This window comes from Rummeliibacillus pycnus (genome assembly GCF_044359855.1).
GTDB classification, from domain to species: domain Bacteria; phylum Bacillota; class Bacilli; order Bacillales_A; family Planococcaceae; genus Rummeliibacillus; species Rummeliibacillus pycnus_A.
The window spans coordinates 239,682-257,500 of record NZ_CP132291.1 but is presented as its reverse complement, the minus strand read 5'-3'; the positions used below and the strand labels follow the sequence as shown (position 1 = coordinate 257,500).

Sequence of the window (17,819 nt, the reverse complement as noted above, 5' to 3'; positions counted from 1 at the left end):
ACTGTATATACTATATATATACAGTATACACAAAATAATTCAATAAAGTCTACAAAAAATTTATATTTGGATTTTGGATGAATGAATTCACATGACTGTTCCAATATTTATGAAAACTGCCATAATTTTTATGGTTAGGTTATTGTATAATGAAAAGAAGTAAATCTTTTGATATGTTTCGCTAGTTTACACCAAGGTTTCGACATATAGGAAAGGATGATTTGGATGAAGACTTTGAAATTGCTAATAAAAAAAGGTACACCAAAATATCAGCAAATTTATTTTCATATAAAAGAGTTAATATTAAATAAAACATTAAAATCAGATGATCAATTACCATCCATTAGGCAATTATCAATTGATTTAAAAGTTAGTCGTAGTACTACATTATCAGCTTATGATCAATTACTTACTGAAGGTTATATACGCAGTAAAGGTAGAAAAGGTTACTTTGTGAATTCAGTTCAGAAAAAACATGATAATTGGAAAACCGCTAATTATACAATTTTACGGAATCAGATTCCAACATACACGATTAAGTTCCAACCCAACGCTGTTGACCAGGATTCATTTCCTACAGTGAAATGGAGACAATGTACGAATCTAGCAATGGAACAATCATTTATCTATTCAAAGGACCATTACCAAGGTGATCCTTTTTTACGTCAACAACTATCTTATTATTTACTAAAATCAAGAAGGATTAATGCGGATGCGCAATCTATCATTATAGGAAGTAGTAAGCAGGAATTGTTAATGAAAATTGGTCTACTTTTAAAAAATGAGTATCATACAGTTATTTGTGAAGATCCTGGTTTTGAATCTACCCGCAAATATAGCCCATTATTTGATTTTACAATTAGTCCGATGCCTATTTCTGAACGAGGAACGTTTTTAAAACAGTTACCCGAAACTACAAATAACATTTTATATACTACGCCTTCTCATCAATTCCCAACTGGTGTAACAATGCCAATTTTTGAACGCCAAAGATTAATAGAATGGGCATATAATTCAAATAGTTTTATCATTGAAGACGATCACGACAGCGAATTTCGTTATTCACAGCAACCAATACCTGCATTAGCTTCCCATGATTTAAGTCATGTAATCTACCTAGGAAGTTTTGCAGAGTCATTTTTACCGACAATGCGGGTTAGCTATATGATTCTTCCACCAAAGTTGCTGAAAGAATATCATCAATCTTTTTCAAAGATTGAGCAAACAGCATCTGCAATTCATCAAAGAGCGATGGCTATTTTCATGGAAGATGGTTTTTGGGAATCTCATATTCGAAAAATGAGAACTACTTACAAAAATAAAATGGAGACATTAACGACTGCAATCGAAGAAGCTTTTTGTAATGATATAGAGATCTTGGGCAAAGAATCTGGGCTTTATGTTCTACTGCAAGTAAAAAAAGGATATTCAGAACAACAGTTAATCCAAAAAGCAGCTAATTATGGTGTAAAAGTGTATCGTGCCTCACGTTATTTCATCAAAAGAAAACCGAACTATCCATTGATTCAATTGGGCTTTGGAGGAAACTCTAATGAAGAAATATTGAAAGGAGTTGAATTACTAAAAGAGGCTTGGAGCTAAATGTTACATAGTAACGAGTAAATTATTTTCTCAAAAAATAAACAGTAAAAATAATAATATCCTAGTTCCCCTCTTGACATTATAAGAATATAGCGTTATGATAACTTATGTCATAAGGCATACGGGCGTATGGCGCAATTGGCTAGCGCACCTGACTCTTAATCAGGGGGTTGTGGGTTCGACCCCCACTACGCCCATACTTTTGAAAGAATATCATCGTTTGATGATGTTCTTTTTATTTCGTTAAAAAGGATTTGGAATTTATCCCCTCTTTTGAAACTCTTTCAGGTTCGAAGATAGAAAAAAGGTTGTTTCGAAAGGAGAATTTTATGAATAAGCTCAAACTAATATGACTAAAACTGCGTATAAAAAGAGCTAGCCGTTTAAGCTAGCATGAAAGCCTTTATACTCCATACCAATTAAAACCATTCTCATTTAAATCAATCCAAACATGCTTTGTAGTTGTGTACATTTGTAATGCTTCAATACCTAGTTCACGACCGATTCCACTTTGTTTCATACCACCAAAAGGTGCAACTGTGTCTAGCATACTAAAAGTATTTACATAAACAGTTCCTGCTTTTAATTTTTTCGTCATTCGATGTGCTCTTTGAAGATTGGACGTCCATACACCAGCTGCAAGTCCGTATAATGTATCATTTGCTTTTTGAATTACATCTTCTTCATCCTTAAATCGAATAATAGAAAGTACAGGGCCGAAAATTTCTTCACGTGCAATAGTCATATCATTCGTAACATCACCAAACACAGTTGGAGTATAATAATTACCCTTCTGTAAGTTCTCATTACGTTCACCGCCTAGAAGTAGAGTTGCTCCTTCTTCTTTCCCTTTACTTACGTAATATTCAATTTTTTCAAGTTGATCTGTACTTGTTTGGGGTCCCATCTGAGTCGCTTCGTCCAATGGATCTCCAACTCTTATTTTTTTTGCTTTTTCTACGAATTGTTCAACAAATTCATCATAAATTGAATCTTGCACAAATAGGCGGGTTCCTGATGCACATACTTGACCTTGTGCAAAGAAAATACCAAACATCGAACCATTCACTGCATGTTCGATATTCGCGTCTTCAAAAACAATATTAGGTGATTTACCACCGAGTTCTAAGCTTACATCTGTCACATTTTGACTTGCAGTTTGCATAATCAATTGACCAGTTTTTGTGGAACCTGTAAAAGCAATCTTATCAATATCAGGATGGGATACTAGAGCATTTCCAGCTTCTTTACCAAAACCAGGAATGACATTAATAACGCCGTCTGGGATACCAGCTTCTTTGAATAGCTGTGCCATTTCTAAAATACTAATTGGCGTGTGCTCTGAAGGTTTAATGACAATCGTGTTACCTGCTGCTAATGCAGGTGCTAATTTCCACATTGTCAGCATAAGTGGAAAATTCCAGGGAACAATTGCTCCAATTACACCAATAGGTTCTTTTAATGTGTAATTTAAACGGTCATTTGGTGAAGATAATGTACTTCCTTGGATTTTGTTTGCAAGTCCAGCATAAAATTCTAATACATCAATCATGCTTGGAATGGCAATATATTTTGTCTCATTAATCGGTAAGCCATTATCTGTTGATTCAATAATAGCTAACTTTTCTTGATTATCTCTTAATAGATTTGCAACTCTCATCAGCAATCGCCCTCGATCACTTGGAGCCATATTGGACCATTCACTATTTTCAAAAGCTCGCCTTGCTGCCTTTACTGCTATATCTACATCCACAGCTCCTGCTTCAGCAACCTCTGCATATGCTTCACCAGTAGACGGATTATTCGAATAAAATGTTTTACCTGAAACTGCTTCTTGCCATTTACCATCAATAAACAATTGATATTTTTTCATTTAATTCTCCCCCTAAGTCAGTAGATTGTATTGGTAATTGATAAACTGTATAAGGCTGCTTTTCTAGAATATGTAACTTGATCTTTAATTGCTGATCAAACTTCATAAAAGTTGTGAAATCTTGTAAAATACGAATGGCATGGTTATTTGAGATAATACAGTTTTCTATATAACTTACATGTTTCATTTCTATTTCTACTATATATAAACCAGGTGCTGGCAATAAATATTGCCCAGCAACATCAATAAATAGTCCGTTTGTTTGTCTTCTTAAAGTGCCGTTAACACAATAAGGATTCCCTAAATAATGTGGAATTTTAGCAACATTTCCTTTATTCAAAAGTTCACGAATTGCACTCGAACTAATTTTCTCATTTTTATATTCTACTTTTTTGATAACGCTTACACCAAAACGATTTCTGCTTTCTTTTTGTAGAATATCCATATTTCCTTTACCCATATGCCCAAAAGTAAAATCGAATCCTGCAACAACATGTTTGCAGCATAGACCCATAATATAATCTTCTATAAATTGTTCATAGGGTAACTTAGAAAAATGAGAATCAAAATTTACAATATATACTTTATCAATATTTAATTCTTCAAAAATTGCAACTTTTCCTTCTTTAGGTGTTAAATATTGATTGACTTTCTTTTTATTTGGAAGAACATTACTAGGATGAGGGAAGAATGTCATCACTGATAATTCAAGAGATTTTTCTTTTGCAATGGATCGAGCGACTTCTAATAACTCTCGATGACCATTATGCACACCATCAAAAAATCCTAATGCTAAGACACATGGATTTTTTGCACGATATTTTTTTACATTTAATTCTGCGTTAAACTCAATAATTTCCATTTCTCCCTCTCCCCTCTTTTAATGAATTTCTTGATATTTTCCTTCGTAAAAGACGAGTGGATTATTCCCCTCTACAACCTCAAAATCTGTTACTTCACCAATATATAAAGTATGGTCACCTTCAACATGTGTGTTATATACTTTACAAGTTAAATTTGCAATTGCATTCTCAATGACTGGTAAATTATTAAGCCACTTAAATTCTACTTTTTGATTTTCTTTTACCTGTCCTGCAAATAACATAGATAAATCTTTTTGGTCTTCTGCTAAGAAACTCACACCAAACTCACCAGCTTTTGAAATTCGAGAGTTCATATGTGCGTTCTCACCGATTGAAACAACAACTAATTTTGGTGTTAGGGATACAGACATAAATGCATTTGCTGTCATGCCATATGGTACACCTTCAACTGCTGTTGTAATCACAGTTACGCCAGTGGCAAATTTACCCATTGTATTTCTAAATAAGCGATCATCCATCGAATTTCCTCCTTCAATTAACATTTCATAACAACTAATTTATGCTTAACTATTTTTTCAATGGAATATTTAATTTCCTCTTTGCCAACGCCAATTCACCTTATCCCAACATATAGCATATTATCTGCTCTAAATGTAGGAATATTGCATCTTCTATCTATATAGCAAATATAGGTTTTGCCTGTTTTAACTTGCCTTGTGTAGTTGAGATTGTTTCGTTTGTTTCAATATCGATAACTTTTGATGCTTCTGAGAACCAACAATCTGGTGCTTCTGCTCCCCAGAATGTTTGACGGCGTTTATCGTTTAAGTCCCACCGAATTGGATTAAAATCTGGATCACTTGTTAAATAATCGCCATTATAAAGTTCAATACGGTGACCATCTGGATCACGTAAATATAAGAAGAATGCATTTGATAAGCCATGGCGAGCAGGACCACGTTCTATATTTTCCGCGTATCCTAATGATGCTAGTACGTCACAGCCATGAATTAAGCTCATTGGATCACTTAACCAGTAAGCAACATGGTGTACACGTGGTCCTTCTCCATTCATAAATGCAACATCATGTACAGATGGCTTACGGTGAATCCATGCTGCCCAAATACGATTTTCATCATCTGTGGTAAATTCAGAACATGAGAAATCTAGTTCATTAATGTAGAAATCATATGCTTTTTCCACATCTGGAACCATACAGTTAAAGTGATCAATTCGTTGCGCTTTAGCCCCTTGGTATAAGTCATAACGTTGTAATAATCGTTCTGCCCCTTCCATTTTCGTAAAAAATTCAACTGGTAATCCTGAAATATCTTGCACTCGTAATGCACGTCCTACTGCATGTTGTGTACCCGCTTCTAACCATTTCACTTTTAAATTATGTTTTGCAAAGACGGTTGCAATTTTCTCTAAATCATCTTCAGAACGTACTTTATAACTTATTGCTTCCACTACAGGTGTTTCTGCTTTTTTCAATACTAAACTATGGTGAATATGTTCCTCTAAACCTCTAAGATAAATTGCATCTTCAGTTCTTTCTGTAACAATTAACCCTAAACCTTTTGTATAAAATGCTTCTGATTTATCTAAATCAGTAACATGTAAAATAGCACGCGCTGTGCGAATAATATCAAAGTTTGTAGTCATCTTCATATCCCCCTATCTATATTTACACTACATAAGCCGAAATTTTTAACTTCTTTCAGCGAATGTATGGGCACCGGCTGAAAGTAGACATAAATTTTAATTTAGTCTACCACCTATATTGGTGGTAGACTTCTGAAGAAAGATTTTATATTTTGATAAAATTACTTGTAGCTGAACTTGCAGATTTCCCTAAGAAATCTGTTACACGTTCTTTTAGTAAATCTTTTGCTTCATAGTTATCGAAATAAGACATTCCCATACGAATTGGATCACCGAAGAAATAGTATTCATAATGCGATTGACGGCTACCAAATGCACTCATTGTCATATCCCAAGCTAAGCGGAATAATTGTACACGTTCATATCCTTCAAGGTTTTTACCTTGCAATCCTCTATGAATTAACTGACCAATTTCAGGATTTTCAAAATCAGCTTGTGTTGGAATACCCATTAAGCCCGATGCACCCAGAACTCGAACAATTTCAGTCAATTTCGGATAAATACGGGGGAACCATGTACGAGCTGCATCTAATGCCTCAAAATCTGGTGTCATTGTACCCCATTTATCTAATTTTGCATTATGTTCTGCACGATATAAGTGTGACTTTAGACCTTCAAGAGTCAACATAATTTCTGTTCCTTTATCTTTAACATGTTGGAAACCATCAATTCCAATAGCATCCATCATAGATAAGGCAACGCCAAGTACAAATTCTGTTTTGATGATATTTTTTGATACAACTTGATGAGACATATGGACAACTGCATTTGTTTCTCGGAAAGTTCTATTACAAATAGAGGAGTTCCCACAAACAAAGACACGTTCCCATGGTACGAAAACGTTTTCAAAAGAAACAATCGCGTCTCCTTCTTCAAAACGAGAACCTAGTGGATGATCATAGTCATTTTTGTTGTAATCAAATGATTCACGGCTAATGAATTTTAAACCTGGTGTATTGTTTGGAATAGCAAATGCTAGTGAATAAGGATCGTCAAGTTCACCTGCTTTTTTCACTGTTGATGGGAATACGAGAATTTCATCTGTAATTCCGCCTTGAGTAGCTAATAATCGAATGCCATCAACGATTATACCTTCCTTATTTTTTTCAACTAGATGAAGTGCTACATTTGCATCCTTTTGTTCATGCTGTGCTTTAGCACGATTTACTTGTGGGTGGATGAGTGTATGAGTTAAACTAATATCATTTTCACGTGCAAACTCATAATATTTACGAGCATTTTCAGCAAACATTGGATCTGCTTCAGCGAATAATCCATTTGACACACCCATCGCCATTACTTCGGCATTCAAGTAGTCTGGTGAACGTCCCATCATCCCACCTGAAGTTAGTGCCCATTCTTGAATTGCTTGTCTTCGAGCGATAATATCTTCGACTGATTTTGGTTGTAAAAATGTTGTCCCTACTTTTTCACCCGTTGTTGGAGATGTATATAACATTTTTTCTGGCTTTTGGAATTGTAAATCATATAAATTAGCCATTGATTGTATAACACCTTTTAAACCAGGATGTGTTGTAACATCCTCAACCCGTTCACCGTGTAAATAAATATTGTTGCCTGCTTTTTTTAGTCGTTCAATATATTGTGCTCCTGTTTTAGCCCCCATTGAAGTCACCCTCTCTTTTAATTTTTATGATTTTTTTCCAAATTGCGGGATATGATGGTCACCAATTGCAACATGAATAACAGTAGGTTCGGTATAGAATTCGAAAATAGCGTAATGACCACCTTCACGCCCTATCCCACTTGCTTTTGTACCTCCAAATGGAATACGTAAATCACGTGTGTTATGAGAATTAATCCAAATCATACCGGCTTCAATTGCTTGAGCAACACGATGACCGCGAGTTAAATCTTGTGTCCAGACAAAACCAGCAAGACCATATTTCACATCATTTGCTACTGCAATAACTTCATCTTCGTGTTCAAATTCAATAACTGCCATAACTGGACCGAAAATTTCTTCTTGGCAAACACGCATATCATTTGTTGCATTTAGCAATAATGTTGGTGGTACATAATTACCTGCTTTAAATTGTACTGGTACCGTACCTTGGAATACTTCACAGCCTTCTTCTTTTGCTAACTCGATATAACCCTTAACTTTGTTGAAATGCTGTGTTTCAATCAGTGGGCCAAGTTCTGTAGAAGCATCTAGCGGATCACCAATACGAATATTTGCAACTCGTTCTTTTAATTTCTCTATAAATTCATCTTTAATTTTTTTATGAACGAATACACGTGAATTAGATGTACAACGCTCACCATTGAATGAGAAAATGCCCCAAATTGTTGCATCCAAAGCACGATCTAAATCTGCATCGTCAAAGATAATTAATGGCGATTTTCCACCAAGCTCCATAGAAGTCTTTTTCAATGAATCAGCTGCATTTTTTATGATAATAGAACCTGTAACCGTTTCACCTGTAAATGAGATTGCTTTTACATCCGGGTGTTTTACAAGTGCATCTCCTGCTGTATCACCAAAACCATGTACGACATTGAAGACACCCTTTGGCAATCCTGCTTTATCAATAATTTCAGCTAATTTATTTGCTGATAACGGTGATAATTCTGCAGGTTTTAAAATTACTGTATTACCTGTTGCTAATGCAGGCGCAACCTTCCACGTTTCTAACATAAATGGTGCATTCCAAGGGGTTATAAGACCAACTACACCTAATGGACGATGTAATGTGTAGTTAATAAACTCTTTTTCTACAGGAAATGCTTGACCGTGCAAATGTGTCTCTACCATTTTCGCGTAAAAGCGGAAGTTTGTTGCTGCGCGTGCAGCTTGACTACGTGTTTGACTTATAGGTAATCCAGTATCAAGCGCTTCCAAATAAGCAATTTCTTCTGCTTCTTCTTCGATGAGATCCGCAATTTTATTGATATATTTCATACGTTCTGAAATTTCTAGATCTTTCCATTCAGTATCAAATGCTTTTTTTGCAGAAGCTACTGCCTCATTGATATCGTCAATACCGCCTGCTGCAATATTATTGATGTGCTCATTTGAGAATGGATTTACATTTGTAAAAGTCTCACCAGTTTTAGCCGGTACAAATTGACCATTAATGTATAATGAAATGTCCTTTACAATTACTTCTCTAATTGAGTGTTCAGTAATTGAATTTGTCATTTTACTCATCCCTTCTATATGTATCAAAGTATCTTCATAGTCAACGAACATTAACACCGTTAATATAATGAATATCCTGTATTTAAATCCTATAAAGATACTTTGCTACTAATAAATTTTATTATTTTGATGATACGACTTCTGAAAGTTCAACATGTTGGGATAAAACTTTACGAATTTCATCTTGCAATTGTTGTGATGGTAAATCCATTGGTAAACGAAGTACTGGTTTAATTTTCCCCATCATTCCAAGTGCAGCTTTTACAGGAGCTGGGTTTGTATCTTTGAACAATACATCGTTTAACTCCATCAAACCATAATGTAAATCTTGAGATCGTTTAACATCACCTTCAACCCAAGCATTGTAAACTTCTGCTACTTTATCAGGTACTATATTCGCAGTTGCACTAATATGACCTGCACCGCCTATTGCTAGCAATGGGTAGCATAATAACTCAATACCTGAATATACATTGAAATCACGTCCACAACGTAAAAGTACGCGATTGATATGTTCAAAATCTTTGTTCGATTCTTTAACTCCGATAATATTTGGACAAGCATCTTTAAGTTTGACCATCGTATCAATTTCAAGATTAACAGCTGTACGTCCAGGAATGTTGTATAGGATAATTGGTAAGTTTGGCACTTCATCGGCTATCGCTTTAAAATGCTTAAATAACGCATGTTGTGAAGGTCGGTTGTAATATGGAACAATGATTAATACTGCATCCGCACCTAATTCTTCAGCTTTTTTTGTTAAATAAAGAGCTTCTTGATGATTTGTTGAACCAGTGCCTGGCACAAATGGTACGCGTCCATCAATCACTTTAATAGCCTTTTCCATCACTTGCACACGTTCTTCAATTGTTAAAGAGCTCGGTTCACCTGATGTTCCTGTAACAGAAATACCATGACTGCCACTTTCAATATGCCAGTTTACAAGTTTTTCAAATGATTCAAAGTCAATTGAACCATCCTCGTTAAATGGTGTAATAACTGGTGAAATAGATCCTCGAATACGTTGTTTAATTTCTGAAAAGTTTGTCATGCGACCTCTCCTTTTTTGAATTTTTTGAATATTACCTACAAGAACATCGTAACATGTGGTAAATTAGAATTAAAATACAGATTTTATTGTTAAAAGATACAAAAAAAGTATATATCAGTTTCTCTGAGGTCACTGAATAAATTCAAAATACATGAATTTTATTATTAAATTTTTGTGATGCAATTTTTGTTGGAATGGATGTAGCGAAAATTCTTTTTGCTCCAGGTTCAAGAAGTATTTTCTACGACGAGTAATTTCGCAGGAGTAATCTTTACATGTGGGAAAGCGAGCCAAAAAGGCCACACAGCGAAGAGGCTCGTTGGTTCGCCCGAGGAAAGGATAGCTGATTTTCACGTCATATTACATTTGTACTCTAATAATTAGAAATAAAATCGTTTTTCAGTGCCTCGTTTTTCATAGTGTCTTTTTACTTAACAAACAAAGGGGGATTTGTATGGATATAAAACAACTATATTACTTTTGTACAATTGTAGAAGAAGGACAAATAACAAAAGCTGCAGCTAGGCTACATATGGCACAACCTCCTCTTAGTCAACAATTAAAACAATTAGAAAATGAATTAGATGTTGTACTTTTTGAAAGACAAGGTCGTAAGCTATTGCTCACAGATTCCGGAAAATCTCTTTATGAAAATGCACAAAAAATTCTTGCAGATCTTGAAGATATTAAAACTAAGGTAAAAGAAATGAATGAGGGAATTCGTGGAAAATTATCGATAGGTGTTAGTAAAACTTGCTTTTCTTATTTACCGGAACGAATTCAATACTTTCGTGCCGAATATCCTGAAGTTCTTTTTCATATTATCGAAGGTGATACTGCTTACATTTCTGATTTACTAGTAAATCGTATTATAGAAGTAGCCATTACCAGATTTCCAATCGAACAAGAAAACATAGAAATGAAAGTGTTTAAAAGTGAACCTTATATATTAATTATCCCCAAAACCTGGAAACATCTAATATCAAATAAAACTAAAATTGCACTCAAAGAAATTAAACAGTTACCACTAATGCTTTTACATCGTATTCATGGAGCTGGTCAATTTGAAATTATTACTAACGCATTCAAAGAACAACAACTTAAACCTAACATCATACTTGAATGTCCAGATGTTAGTATTTTATTTTTATTAGTAAACTCTGAAATTGGCGCAACAATCGTTCCAAAAGGTGCTATAAAGAATCAATCATACGATAATATTCATATCATTGAAATTGAAGATGCAAATATATATTCAGAATCAGGTGTTATTTGGTTAAAAGATCGCCATTTATCAAAATGTACACAATTATTTATCGATTCATTTGTATAAATGGAAAAGCTGTTTTCGATTAGAAAACAGCTTTTTTATTATACTAATAGTATTAATGATTTATAACTCCACCAACATCACTACCTGTTTGCGCCTTTACTAAAATTTCATCATAATTATCAGGTTGTTTTACGGCTTTTCTATTACCCATAATTGTTCCAATGTAACAAGCTAAAAAGCCCAGAGGAATAGAAACAATGCCTGGTGATGCTAATGGGAAAATAGGCTTTCCAACGAAAATTGCTTGACCCTCGACTGGACTCCAAAAGTTAGGTCCAATGACAACAAGTAAAATTGTCCCAAATAAACCAACAAGCATCCCTGTGATTGCACCAGTTTTATTAAATTTCCGCCAGTAGATTGTCAATAAAATAACTGGTAAATTGGAACTTGCAGCTAATGTCATTGCTAGCGTCGAAAGAAACGCCACATTGAATTGTTGTAAAAATAGTGAAAATACAATAGCAATCGCGGTTATAGCAATTGATGCAATCCGAACCATAAACATTTGTTGTTTTTCTGTTGCTTTCCCATTTTTGAAAATCTCATTATATAAATCATGAGAAAATGCAGTTGCGCCCGTAATAACAATACCCGCTACAACAGCTAAAATAGTTGCAAATGATACTGCTGACACAAATGCAAACATAAATCCTCCTCCTAACACTTGTGCTAATAGAGGTGCTGCCATATTACCTGCAGGATTTGCTTCGATGATCTTACCTGTACCAACAAGTTTAGTTGCAGCAAGACCTAAGAATATTACCATCACATGGAATAAACCCATAAGCCACATTAACCATACAACTGATTTTCTTGCAGTTTTACCATCTGGAACTGTTAAGAATCGAACCAATACATGCGGTAAACCAGCTGTACCTAATAATAATCCTAGCGTTAATGATATACCATCGAGACTACTTTTATACTTGATACCTGGATTTAAGAAGTTTTCGCCAAATGGGGTTGCCGTCTTTGCTTCTGTAAAAACGTTAAGGAAATTAAAGTTAAATTGGAACATCGCTAATATAAATAGCACAACTGTCCCACCGATTAATAAAATAGCTTTAATAATTTGAACCCAGCTCGTTGCTGTCATACCACCGAACAAAACAAAAAGAAGCATTGTAATCCCAACAAATAAAACAGACACATTATAAGGAATCCCAAGTAAAAGTTTAAATAGCGCTCCAGCAGCCACTAATTGACCTAACATATAAAAAACGGAAATTACAATCGTGTTAACCGCAGTTACTCCACGAACTTGTTTAAAACGATAACGCGAAGTAATCATATCACCAAGTGTATATTTCCCCAAGTTTCTCAATGGTTCTGCCACTAAGAACAAAATTACCAAAAATGATATAAGTGCTGGATACATTAAGAAGAATCCGTCATAACCATTTAAAGAAAATGCTCCGATTAACCCTAAAAATGTAGAAGCTGACATAAAATCCCCAGCTAAAGCTAAACCATTTTGCCTAGCTGTTAATCCACCTCCAGCTGTATAAAAAGAACCTGCTGTTTTGGTCTTTTTAGAAGCATAATACGTAACAAATAATGTCATGAGTGTAATTGCAGCAAACATAATAATAATGCTTATATTCATCTTATACCTCCTGATTCTCTAGGATTTTTTTTGCTTCTTTATCGAAATAGTCAGCTTTCTTAAGATAAATACTACAAACAATAAATGACATAGGAATCATAGAAATAGCGTAGATCCAGGCCCAAGAAATTTCTCCTATTATTTTTCCATTCAACAAATTTGTCGAAAGTGCTAAATAAGGTAATAACAATGAATACAACATGTAAAAAATTGTATAAGAAACAGTAAATACTGTTTTTTCCTTACACATCTTTTTAAAATGATCTGACTTTACAATTGAAGAGTAATCAAAGGTTGTTGCACTTTCGGAATATTCAGTATTTTTAACAGATGGCTGTTCAACCAATACTTTTTCATCCGTTTGAATCATCCACTTCATCCCCTTTTCAATATTCAGTTGTATCCCCTTTTTAAACGAAACTGATTTCTTGATAACACCCCTTCCAAATGTAAGCCCTTACCTTTGAGCTTTTTCAGTCATACTATCAAAGTATCAAGACAATGAATAATACTAAAAATGTATCGTTTGTATATGAAAAAAATATTTTATGTACATAGTCAATTGTCTTATATTTATTTTAATAACTATTTTTTCCACAATCAATCAATTTCGTACAAAGGAGTGAAGAATGTGAGTACACTATTTGTAAAATATCAGGGCACTGCTCAACTACAAACAATCAAGAAAGATGATTTGCAAGAAATTCCGGTAGATTTTCCAGTTAAGGGTACTGTATACGGTACATTACTAAACTATCAAGATGAAATTAATAAATTAAAACCAGAGTTTTCAGTTGCTCCATATAATGAGCCACCAAAATCCCCAATTCTTTATATAAAACCAAGCAACACATTCAATGCACATCAACACATTATTCCATTACCAGATGGAGTCAGTGAAGTTCAAGCAAATGGTTCACTAGCAATTGTTATTAAAAAAGATGCTTATAAAATAGAAAAAGAGCATTATGAAAAGTATATTTTAGGATTTACCATTGCAAATGATATTACCATTCCACACGAAAATTATTACCGTCCAGCAATTTCCCAAAAATCTCGTGATGGATTCTGTCCTATTGGCCCATACATTATAAGTACGGATGCTATTAATAATCCTAATAATTTAATCATATCTACCTATGTAAATGGTGAATTAAAACAACAGTTTTCTACCCGTGAGTTGGTTCGCTCTATTGGTCAACTTCTCGAAGATGTAACTGATTTTATGACATTATCTGCAGGGGATGTATTGTTAACTGGCATACCGAATAATCCACCACTCGTATGCAGTGGTGATTCGGTTTCTATTACAATAAGTGAAATTGGTACACTTACAAACCATATTAAAGCATTAAATGAAAGTTATGAGAAAGGAGAAAATATATGAAGCATGCGATTGTAGCATATAAAGGAAGCATTCATAATGCAGTGGAGGAAAATGGTGCCTTACGCTTAGCTTCCGGTCAGCTTGTCTCAGAAAATGAAGTGGTATGGTTACCCCCTGTTACACCTCAAACTATTTTTGCACTTGGTTTAAACTACGCTGATCATGCGGCAGAGTTATCATTTAATGCACCCAAAGAACCTCTTGTATTTTTAAAAGGACCCAATACGATAATCGGCCACAATAGTGAATCAGTTCGTCCAGATGATGTAACATTTATGCATTACGAATGTGAATTGGCTGTTGTCATAGGAAAGTCTGGCAAAAATATTAAACAAGAAGATGCCTATGATTATGTCTCTGGTTATACTGTTTGTAATGATTATGCAATACGAGATTATTTAGAAAACTACTATCGTCCAAATTTACGAGTTAAAAATCGTGATTCCTTAACGCCACTTGGTCCTTGGCTTGTTGATAAAGAAGATATTACAAATCCAATGGACTTAGCACTCAAAACTTATGTAAACGGTAAGCTTGTACAACTAGGATCTACAAAAGATATGATTTTTAGTATCCCAGTCTTGATTGAATATCTAAGTAGTATTATGACTTTAAACGAAAATGACATTATTTTAACAGGTACTCCAAAAGGTTCTGTGGATACGAAAGTTGGAGACCATGTCGTTACTGAAATTGAAGGGATTGGAGCCCTCCATAACACAATCATTGCTAGCCCTGTTGCTGTAAAATCATAGAAAGGTGGGAGTCTTTCAATGCCACATTTTATCGTAGAATATACGGATAATATTGCCGACCAAGCAAATATTCGAGATCTTCTAAAAAAAGCAAATGAAATATTAATATCAAAATCTACGTTATTCCCAACTGGTGGAATACGATCACGCGCAATTCAATTACAAGATTATTATGTTGCAGACGGTACGGAGGACTATGTTTTTGTTCATGCCACATTAAAAATTGGCTCAGGAAGAAGTGCTATAGATAAGCAAACTACTTGTGAAGACTTATTTAATATGATGAAGGAACATTTTAATAAAATATATAATGAACGTTATTTTGCTTTATCATTAGAGCTTTATGAATTTAGTGAAGCAGGCACATATAAATTTAATAATATTCATCAAAAATTTAAAGCAAAAAATCTATAAGGCGTTAATGTCGATTATCCTGCAAAATAATTTATAATTCGTTTCCATAAAAAAGCAACACTTAAGCTGTTAATCAAGCTAAGTGTTGCTTTTTAATCATCGTCTATTTCAAATCCTTATTTCTTCTGAACAGTAATTGTCCATGCTGCATCGTTCAGCTGTTCGTAGTTTGTTACTTTATGGCCTGCCTCTGCAACCCATCTTGGAATACTTTCTGTTGCTTGCGTGCAGTCAAAGTTAATGATCAGTTCTTCACCTGATTCAATTTCTTCGATTGCATTTTTTGCTTCTACTAATGGGAATGGGCAAACTTGCCCCATTGTTTCTAATACTTTTACCATTTTACATTCCTCCTAATGTACTGATACAGGTGCCACTGATTGTTTTGCAGTTGCTTGTTTTTTTATTCTTGGTCTTACAAAGATAAAGTAAGATGCTGTCCATACACCTAAAATCATAAACGTAAGTGAGATCCACCCTTGCCATGTCATCATTGCTGTACTTACAAGACCATTACCAATCGTACATCCGCCTGCTAAGCTCGCTCCGATACCCATGAAGATTCCGCCAAAAAGACTTGAAACGATTGTTTTTACATCTGGCACACGTAATCGGAATTCATTGCTAGCTTTAGCCGCAATAAATGAACCAACGAAAATGCCTAAAACTAAGAATACGCTCCAATTTAAATAAGATTTATCTCCAATTACTAAATATTGCACGATATTGGCTGATGGAGTAGTAACTCCTAAACCAGCATTACGCCCAGTTGCTTCACTTAATGGCCATGCGATAATTGCAATGATTCCCACTAGTGATGCTGTGAAAAATGGATGCCAGCGACGCTCAAATAATAGATGTGCAATTCCAGTTTTCTTAGGTTTTAAGGATGGAATAACAACTTTTGGCTTTCTTGCTTCTTTAATCATGATTATTGCTACAATTGCAACCAAAATAACGATAAATACCCATACATTCAAACCAAAAGTTGCTGGAATTGAGTTATTGTGAACTTGAATAGATGACAATCTTTCATTTGCTGGTAATAGCACCCCAGATTTCATAATAGCGCTTGTAATCATATAGAAAATAAGTGCAATCCAACTACCAATTAATCCTTCTGCTGCTCGATACCAAGTTCCTGTTGCACAACCCCCAGCAAGTACAATCCCTATTCCGAAGATGAATGATCCAAGAACAACGGCAACCCAAGAAAAAGTTCCAGCTTCATATTGTAACAATCCAAATTGAATTAACGCATATACACCTACACTTTGAATAGCAATAGCTAGTAAAAGTGCATAAAACATTCGATTATCTTTTGCCAGATACATATCACGGAATCCACCTGTTAAACAGAATCTGCCCCTTTGTAAAACGAATCCTAATGCAGCTCCGCAAAGTAAACCGGTAATAATCATTAATATCATTTACTCACCTCATTTTTATTCTTAGTAAACTTATATGTATTTAATTATATTCATGTATTTTGCAATAAGCAATAACTATTTCAAACTAAATTAATAGGATTAGTTGTTTATATAAAATAAAATCCCAATACACACTTTAAATATGTGTATTGGGATTAAATAGTTAGTTTTGATGAGTTAGAGAATACATAAATCAGGCCATATTTGGTTCCATTTTTTTGTTTTTATACGTTGTTGATAAATTTTATGTAATTCCTTATCTACCGCAAAATATGGTGTCGGCTCCACTCTTTTGGAGAATAATACATCAATACCATATGGAGCCATAATTTGTATTTTTCCGTTAGTCACTTTTGCTCCAATTGCAGTAGGGATTTCAGGGAAATGTGCAATACCATCCATTGAAGATATATACGGTTTTGAATGGTTTTTTATATGCATTCTAGCTTGATTTTTCACTGACCAAGGTTCATCAGGCATCATTTTAAGTAAATCACTTTCTAACTTTTTTTCCACTTCTTCAGCTAGATTAAATGGATCAAAATAAATTACATCAATATCATTTAGCGGTGTTCTTTCTGAATAATTATGCACTACATCCCACACTTTATTTCGAAGAAACCCAGCACAGACCCAGCAATCAGGCAAATTTAGTTTTTCAACTGCTTTCAAAATTTTTAGCATCCAAACATCGTTTTGAATCATGTCTA

General features: G+C 34.3%; 17 protein-coding genes and 1 tRNA gene. 6 read left to right on the top strand and 12 right to left on the bottom strand.

Going from position 1 to position 17,819, the window contains the following annotated elements; all coding sequences use genetic code 11:
* The first annotated feature begins 225 nt into the window (after nucleotides 1-225).
* Complete coding sequence (locus Q8X41_RS01200; protein ID WP_397538445.1) at nucleotides 226-1,602, top strand: PLP-dependent aminotransferase family protein; 1,377 nt, start codon at nucleotides 226-228, stop codon at nucleotides 1,600-1,602.
* A 123-nt stretch (nucleotides 1,603-1,725) separates the two neighbouring features.
* Nucleotides 1,726-1,799, top strand: a tRNA-Lys gene (locus tag Q8X41_RS01195).
* Between the two features lie 206 nt (nucleotides 1,800-2,005).
* On the opposite strand, the gene betB is transcribed toward Q8X41_RS01195, so the two are convergent.
* From betB to hpaI, 7 genes are all read right to left on the bottom strand, one after another.
* Entirely contained in the window at nucleotides 2,006-3,475 is a 1,470-nt protein-coding gene (gene betB, locus Q8X41_RS01190; RefSeq protein WP_397538444.1) for a betaine-aldehyde dehydrogenase, read from the bottom strand.
* Nucleotides 3,450-4,337 (bottom strand): cytidyltransferase, encoded by an 888-nt coding sequence (locus Q8X41_RS01185; protein WP_397538443.1) that lies wholly within the window; start codon nucleotides 4,335-4,337, stop codon nucleotides 3,450-3,452. The genes betB and Q8X41_RS01185 overlap by 26 nt, the downstream gene beginning before the upstream one ends.
* 18 nt (nucleotides 4,338-4,355) lie before the next feature.
* Nucleotides 4,356-4,817: a flavin reductase family protein gene (locus Q8X41_RS01180; protein WP_397538442.1), complete on the bottom strand. Its 462-nt coding sequence runs from the start codon at nucleotides 4,815-4,817 to the stop codon at nucleotides 4,356-4,358.
* A 157-nt stretch (nucleotides 4,818-4,974) separates the two neighbouring features.
* Nucleotides 4,975-5,964 carry a 3,4-dihydroxyphenylacetate 2,3-dioxygenase gene (hpaD, locus tag Q8X41_RS01175; protein WP_397538441.1) on the bottom strand — a complete coding sequence of 330 codons (990 nt, stop codon included), beginning with the start codon at nucleotides 5,962-5,964 and terminating at the stop codon, nucleotides 4,975-4,977.
* A gap of 145 nt (nucleotides 5,965-6,109) precedes the next feature.
* The gene (hpaB, locus tag Q8X41_RS01170; protein WP_397538440.1) at nucleotides 6,110-7,591 is read right to left on the bottom strand and encodes a 4-hydroxyphenylacetate 3-monooxygenase, oxygenase component; all 1,482 of its coding nucleotides are present in this window, start codon (nucleotides 7,589-7,591) and stop codon (nucleotides 6,110-6,112) included.
* Between the two features lie 24 nt (nucleotides 7,592-7,615).
* The gene (gene hpaE / locus Q8X41_RS01165) at nucleotides 7,616-9,130 is read right to left on the bottom strand and encodes a 5-carboxymethyl-2-hydroxymuconate semialdehyde dehydrogenase (protein ID WP_397538439.1); all 1,515 of its coding nucleotides are present in this window, start codon (nucleotides 9,128-9,130) and stop codon (nucleotides 7,616-7,618) included.
* Nucleotides 9,131-9,251: 121 nt separating this feature from the next.
* The gene (hpaI, locus tag Q8X41_RS01160; RefSeq protein ID WP_397538438.1) at nucleotides 9,252-10,181 is read right to left on the bottom strand and encodes a 2,4-dihydroxyhept-2-ene-1,7-dioic acid aldolase; all 930 of its coding nucleotides are present in this window, start codon (nucleotides 10,179-10,181) and stop codon (nucleotides 9,252-9,254) included.
* Nucleotides 10,182-10,635: 454 nt separating this feature from the next.
* On the opposite strand from hpaI, the gene Q8X41_RS01155 reads away from it, so the two are divergent.
* Nucleotides 10,636-11,514 (top strand): LysR family transcriptional regulator, encoded by an 879-nt coding sequence (locus Q8X41_RS01155; RefSeq protein ID WP_397538437.1) that lies wholly within the window; start codon nucleotides 10,636-10,638, stop codon nucleotides 11,512-11,514.
* Nucleotides 11,515-11,566: 52 nt separating this feature from the next.
* Here the strand turns inward: Q8X41_RS01155 and Q8X41_RS01150 are convergent, their stop codons facing one another.
* Both Q8X41_RS01150 and Q8X41_RS01145 read right to left on the bottom strand, forming a co-directional pair.
* Complete coding sequence (locus Q8X41_RS01150) at nucleotides 11,567-13,123, bottom strand: cation acetate symporter (RefSeq protein WP_397538436.1); 1,557 nt, start codon at nucleotides 13,121-13,123, stop codon at nucleotides 11,567-11,569.
* A 1-nt stretch (nucleotide 13,124) separates the two neighbouring features.
* On the bottom strand, nucleotides 13,125-13,493 hold the full coding sequence (locus Q8X41_RS01145; RefSeq protein ID WP_397538435.1) for a DUF485 domain-containing protein: 369 nt from the start codon (nucleotides 13,491-13,493) through the stop codon (nucleotides 13,125-13,127).
* 261 nt (nucleotides 13,494-13,754) lie between these two features.
* Between Q8X41_RS01145 and Q8X41_RS01140 the strand changes: the two genes are divergently transcribed.
* Genes Q8X41_RS01140 through Q8X41_RS01130 form a run of 3 tightly spaced genes read left to right on the top strand, consistent with a single transcriptional unit; the run spans nucleotide 13,755 to nucleotide 15,679 of the window.
* Nucleotides 13,755-14,510, top strand: a complete 756-nt coding sequence (locus Q8X41_RS01140) for a fumarylacetoacetate hydrolase family protein (RefSeq protein WP_397538434.1) — start codon at nucleotides 13,755-13,757, stop codon at nucleotides 14,508-14,510.
* The gene (locus Q8X41_RS01135) at nucleotides 14,507-15,265 is read left to right on the top strand and encodes a fumarylacetoacetate hydrolase family protein (RefSeq protein ID WP_397538433.1); all 759 of its coding nucleotides are present in this window, start codon (nucleotides 14,507-14,509) and stop codon (nucleotides 15,263-15,265) included. The genes Q8X41_RS01140 and Q8X41_RS01135 overlap by 4 nt, the downstream gene beginning before the upstream one ends.
* Before the next feature lie 18 nt (nucleotides 15,266-15,283).
* Nucleotides 15,284-15,679, top strand: coding sequence for a 5-carboxymethyl-2-hydroxymuconate Delta-isomerase (locus tag Q8X41_RS01130; protein ID WP_397538432.1), 396 nt, complete (start codon nucleotides 15,284-15,286; stop codon nucleotides 15,677-15,679).
* Between the two features lie 116 nt (nucleotides 15,680-15,795).
* Here Q8X41_RS01130 and Q8X41_RS01125 read toward each other — a convergent pair whose 3' ends face one another.
* The 3 genes from Q8X41_RS01125 to Q8X41_RS01115 form a co-directional block, all read right to left on the bottom strand.
* Complete coding sequence (locus Q8X41_RS01125; protein ID WP_397538431.1) at nucleotides 15,796-16,020, bottom strand: sulfurtransferase TusA family protein; 225 nt, start codon at nucleotides 16,018-16,020, stop codon at nucleotides 15,796-15,798.
* Nucleotides 16,021-16,032: 12 nt separating this feature from the next.
* Nucleotides 16,033-17,109, bottom strand: a complete 1,077-nt coding sequence (locus Q8X41_RS01120) for a YeeE/YedE thiosulfate transporter family protein (RefSeq protein ID WP_397538430.1) — start codon at nucleotides 17,107-17,109, stop codon at nucleotides 16,033-16,035.
* 177 nt (nucleotides 17,110-17,286) lie between these two features.
* The gene (locus tag Q8X41_RS01115) at nucleotides 17,287-17,781 is read right to left on the bottom strand and encodes a nucleotidyltransferase family protein (RefSeq protein ID WP_397538429.1); all 495 of its coding nucleotides are present in this window, start codon (nucleotides 17,779-17,781) and stop codon (nucleotides 17,287-17,289) included.
* Nucleotides 17,782-17,819: the final 38 nt, after the last annotated feature.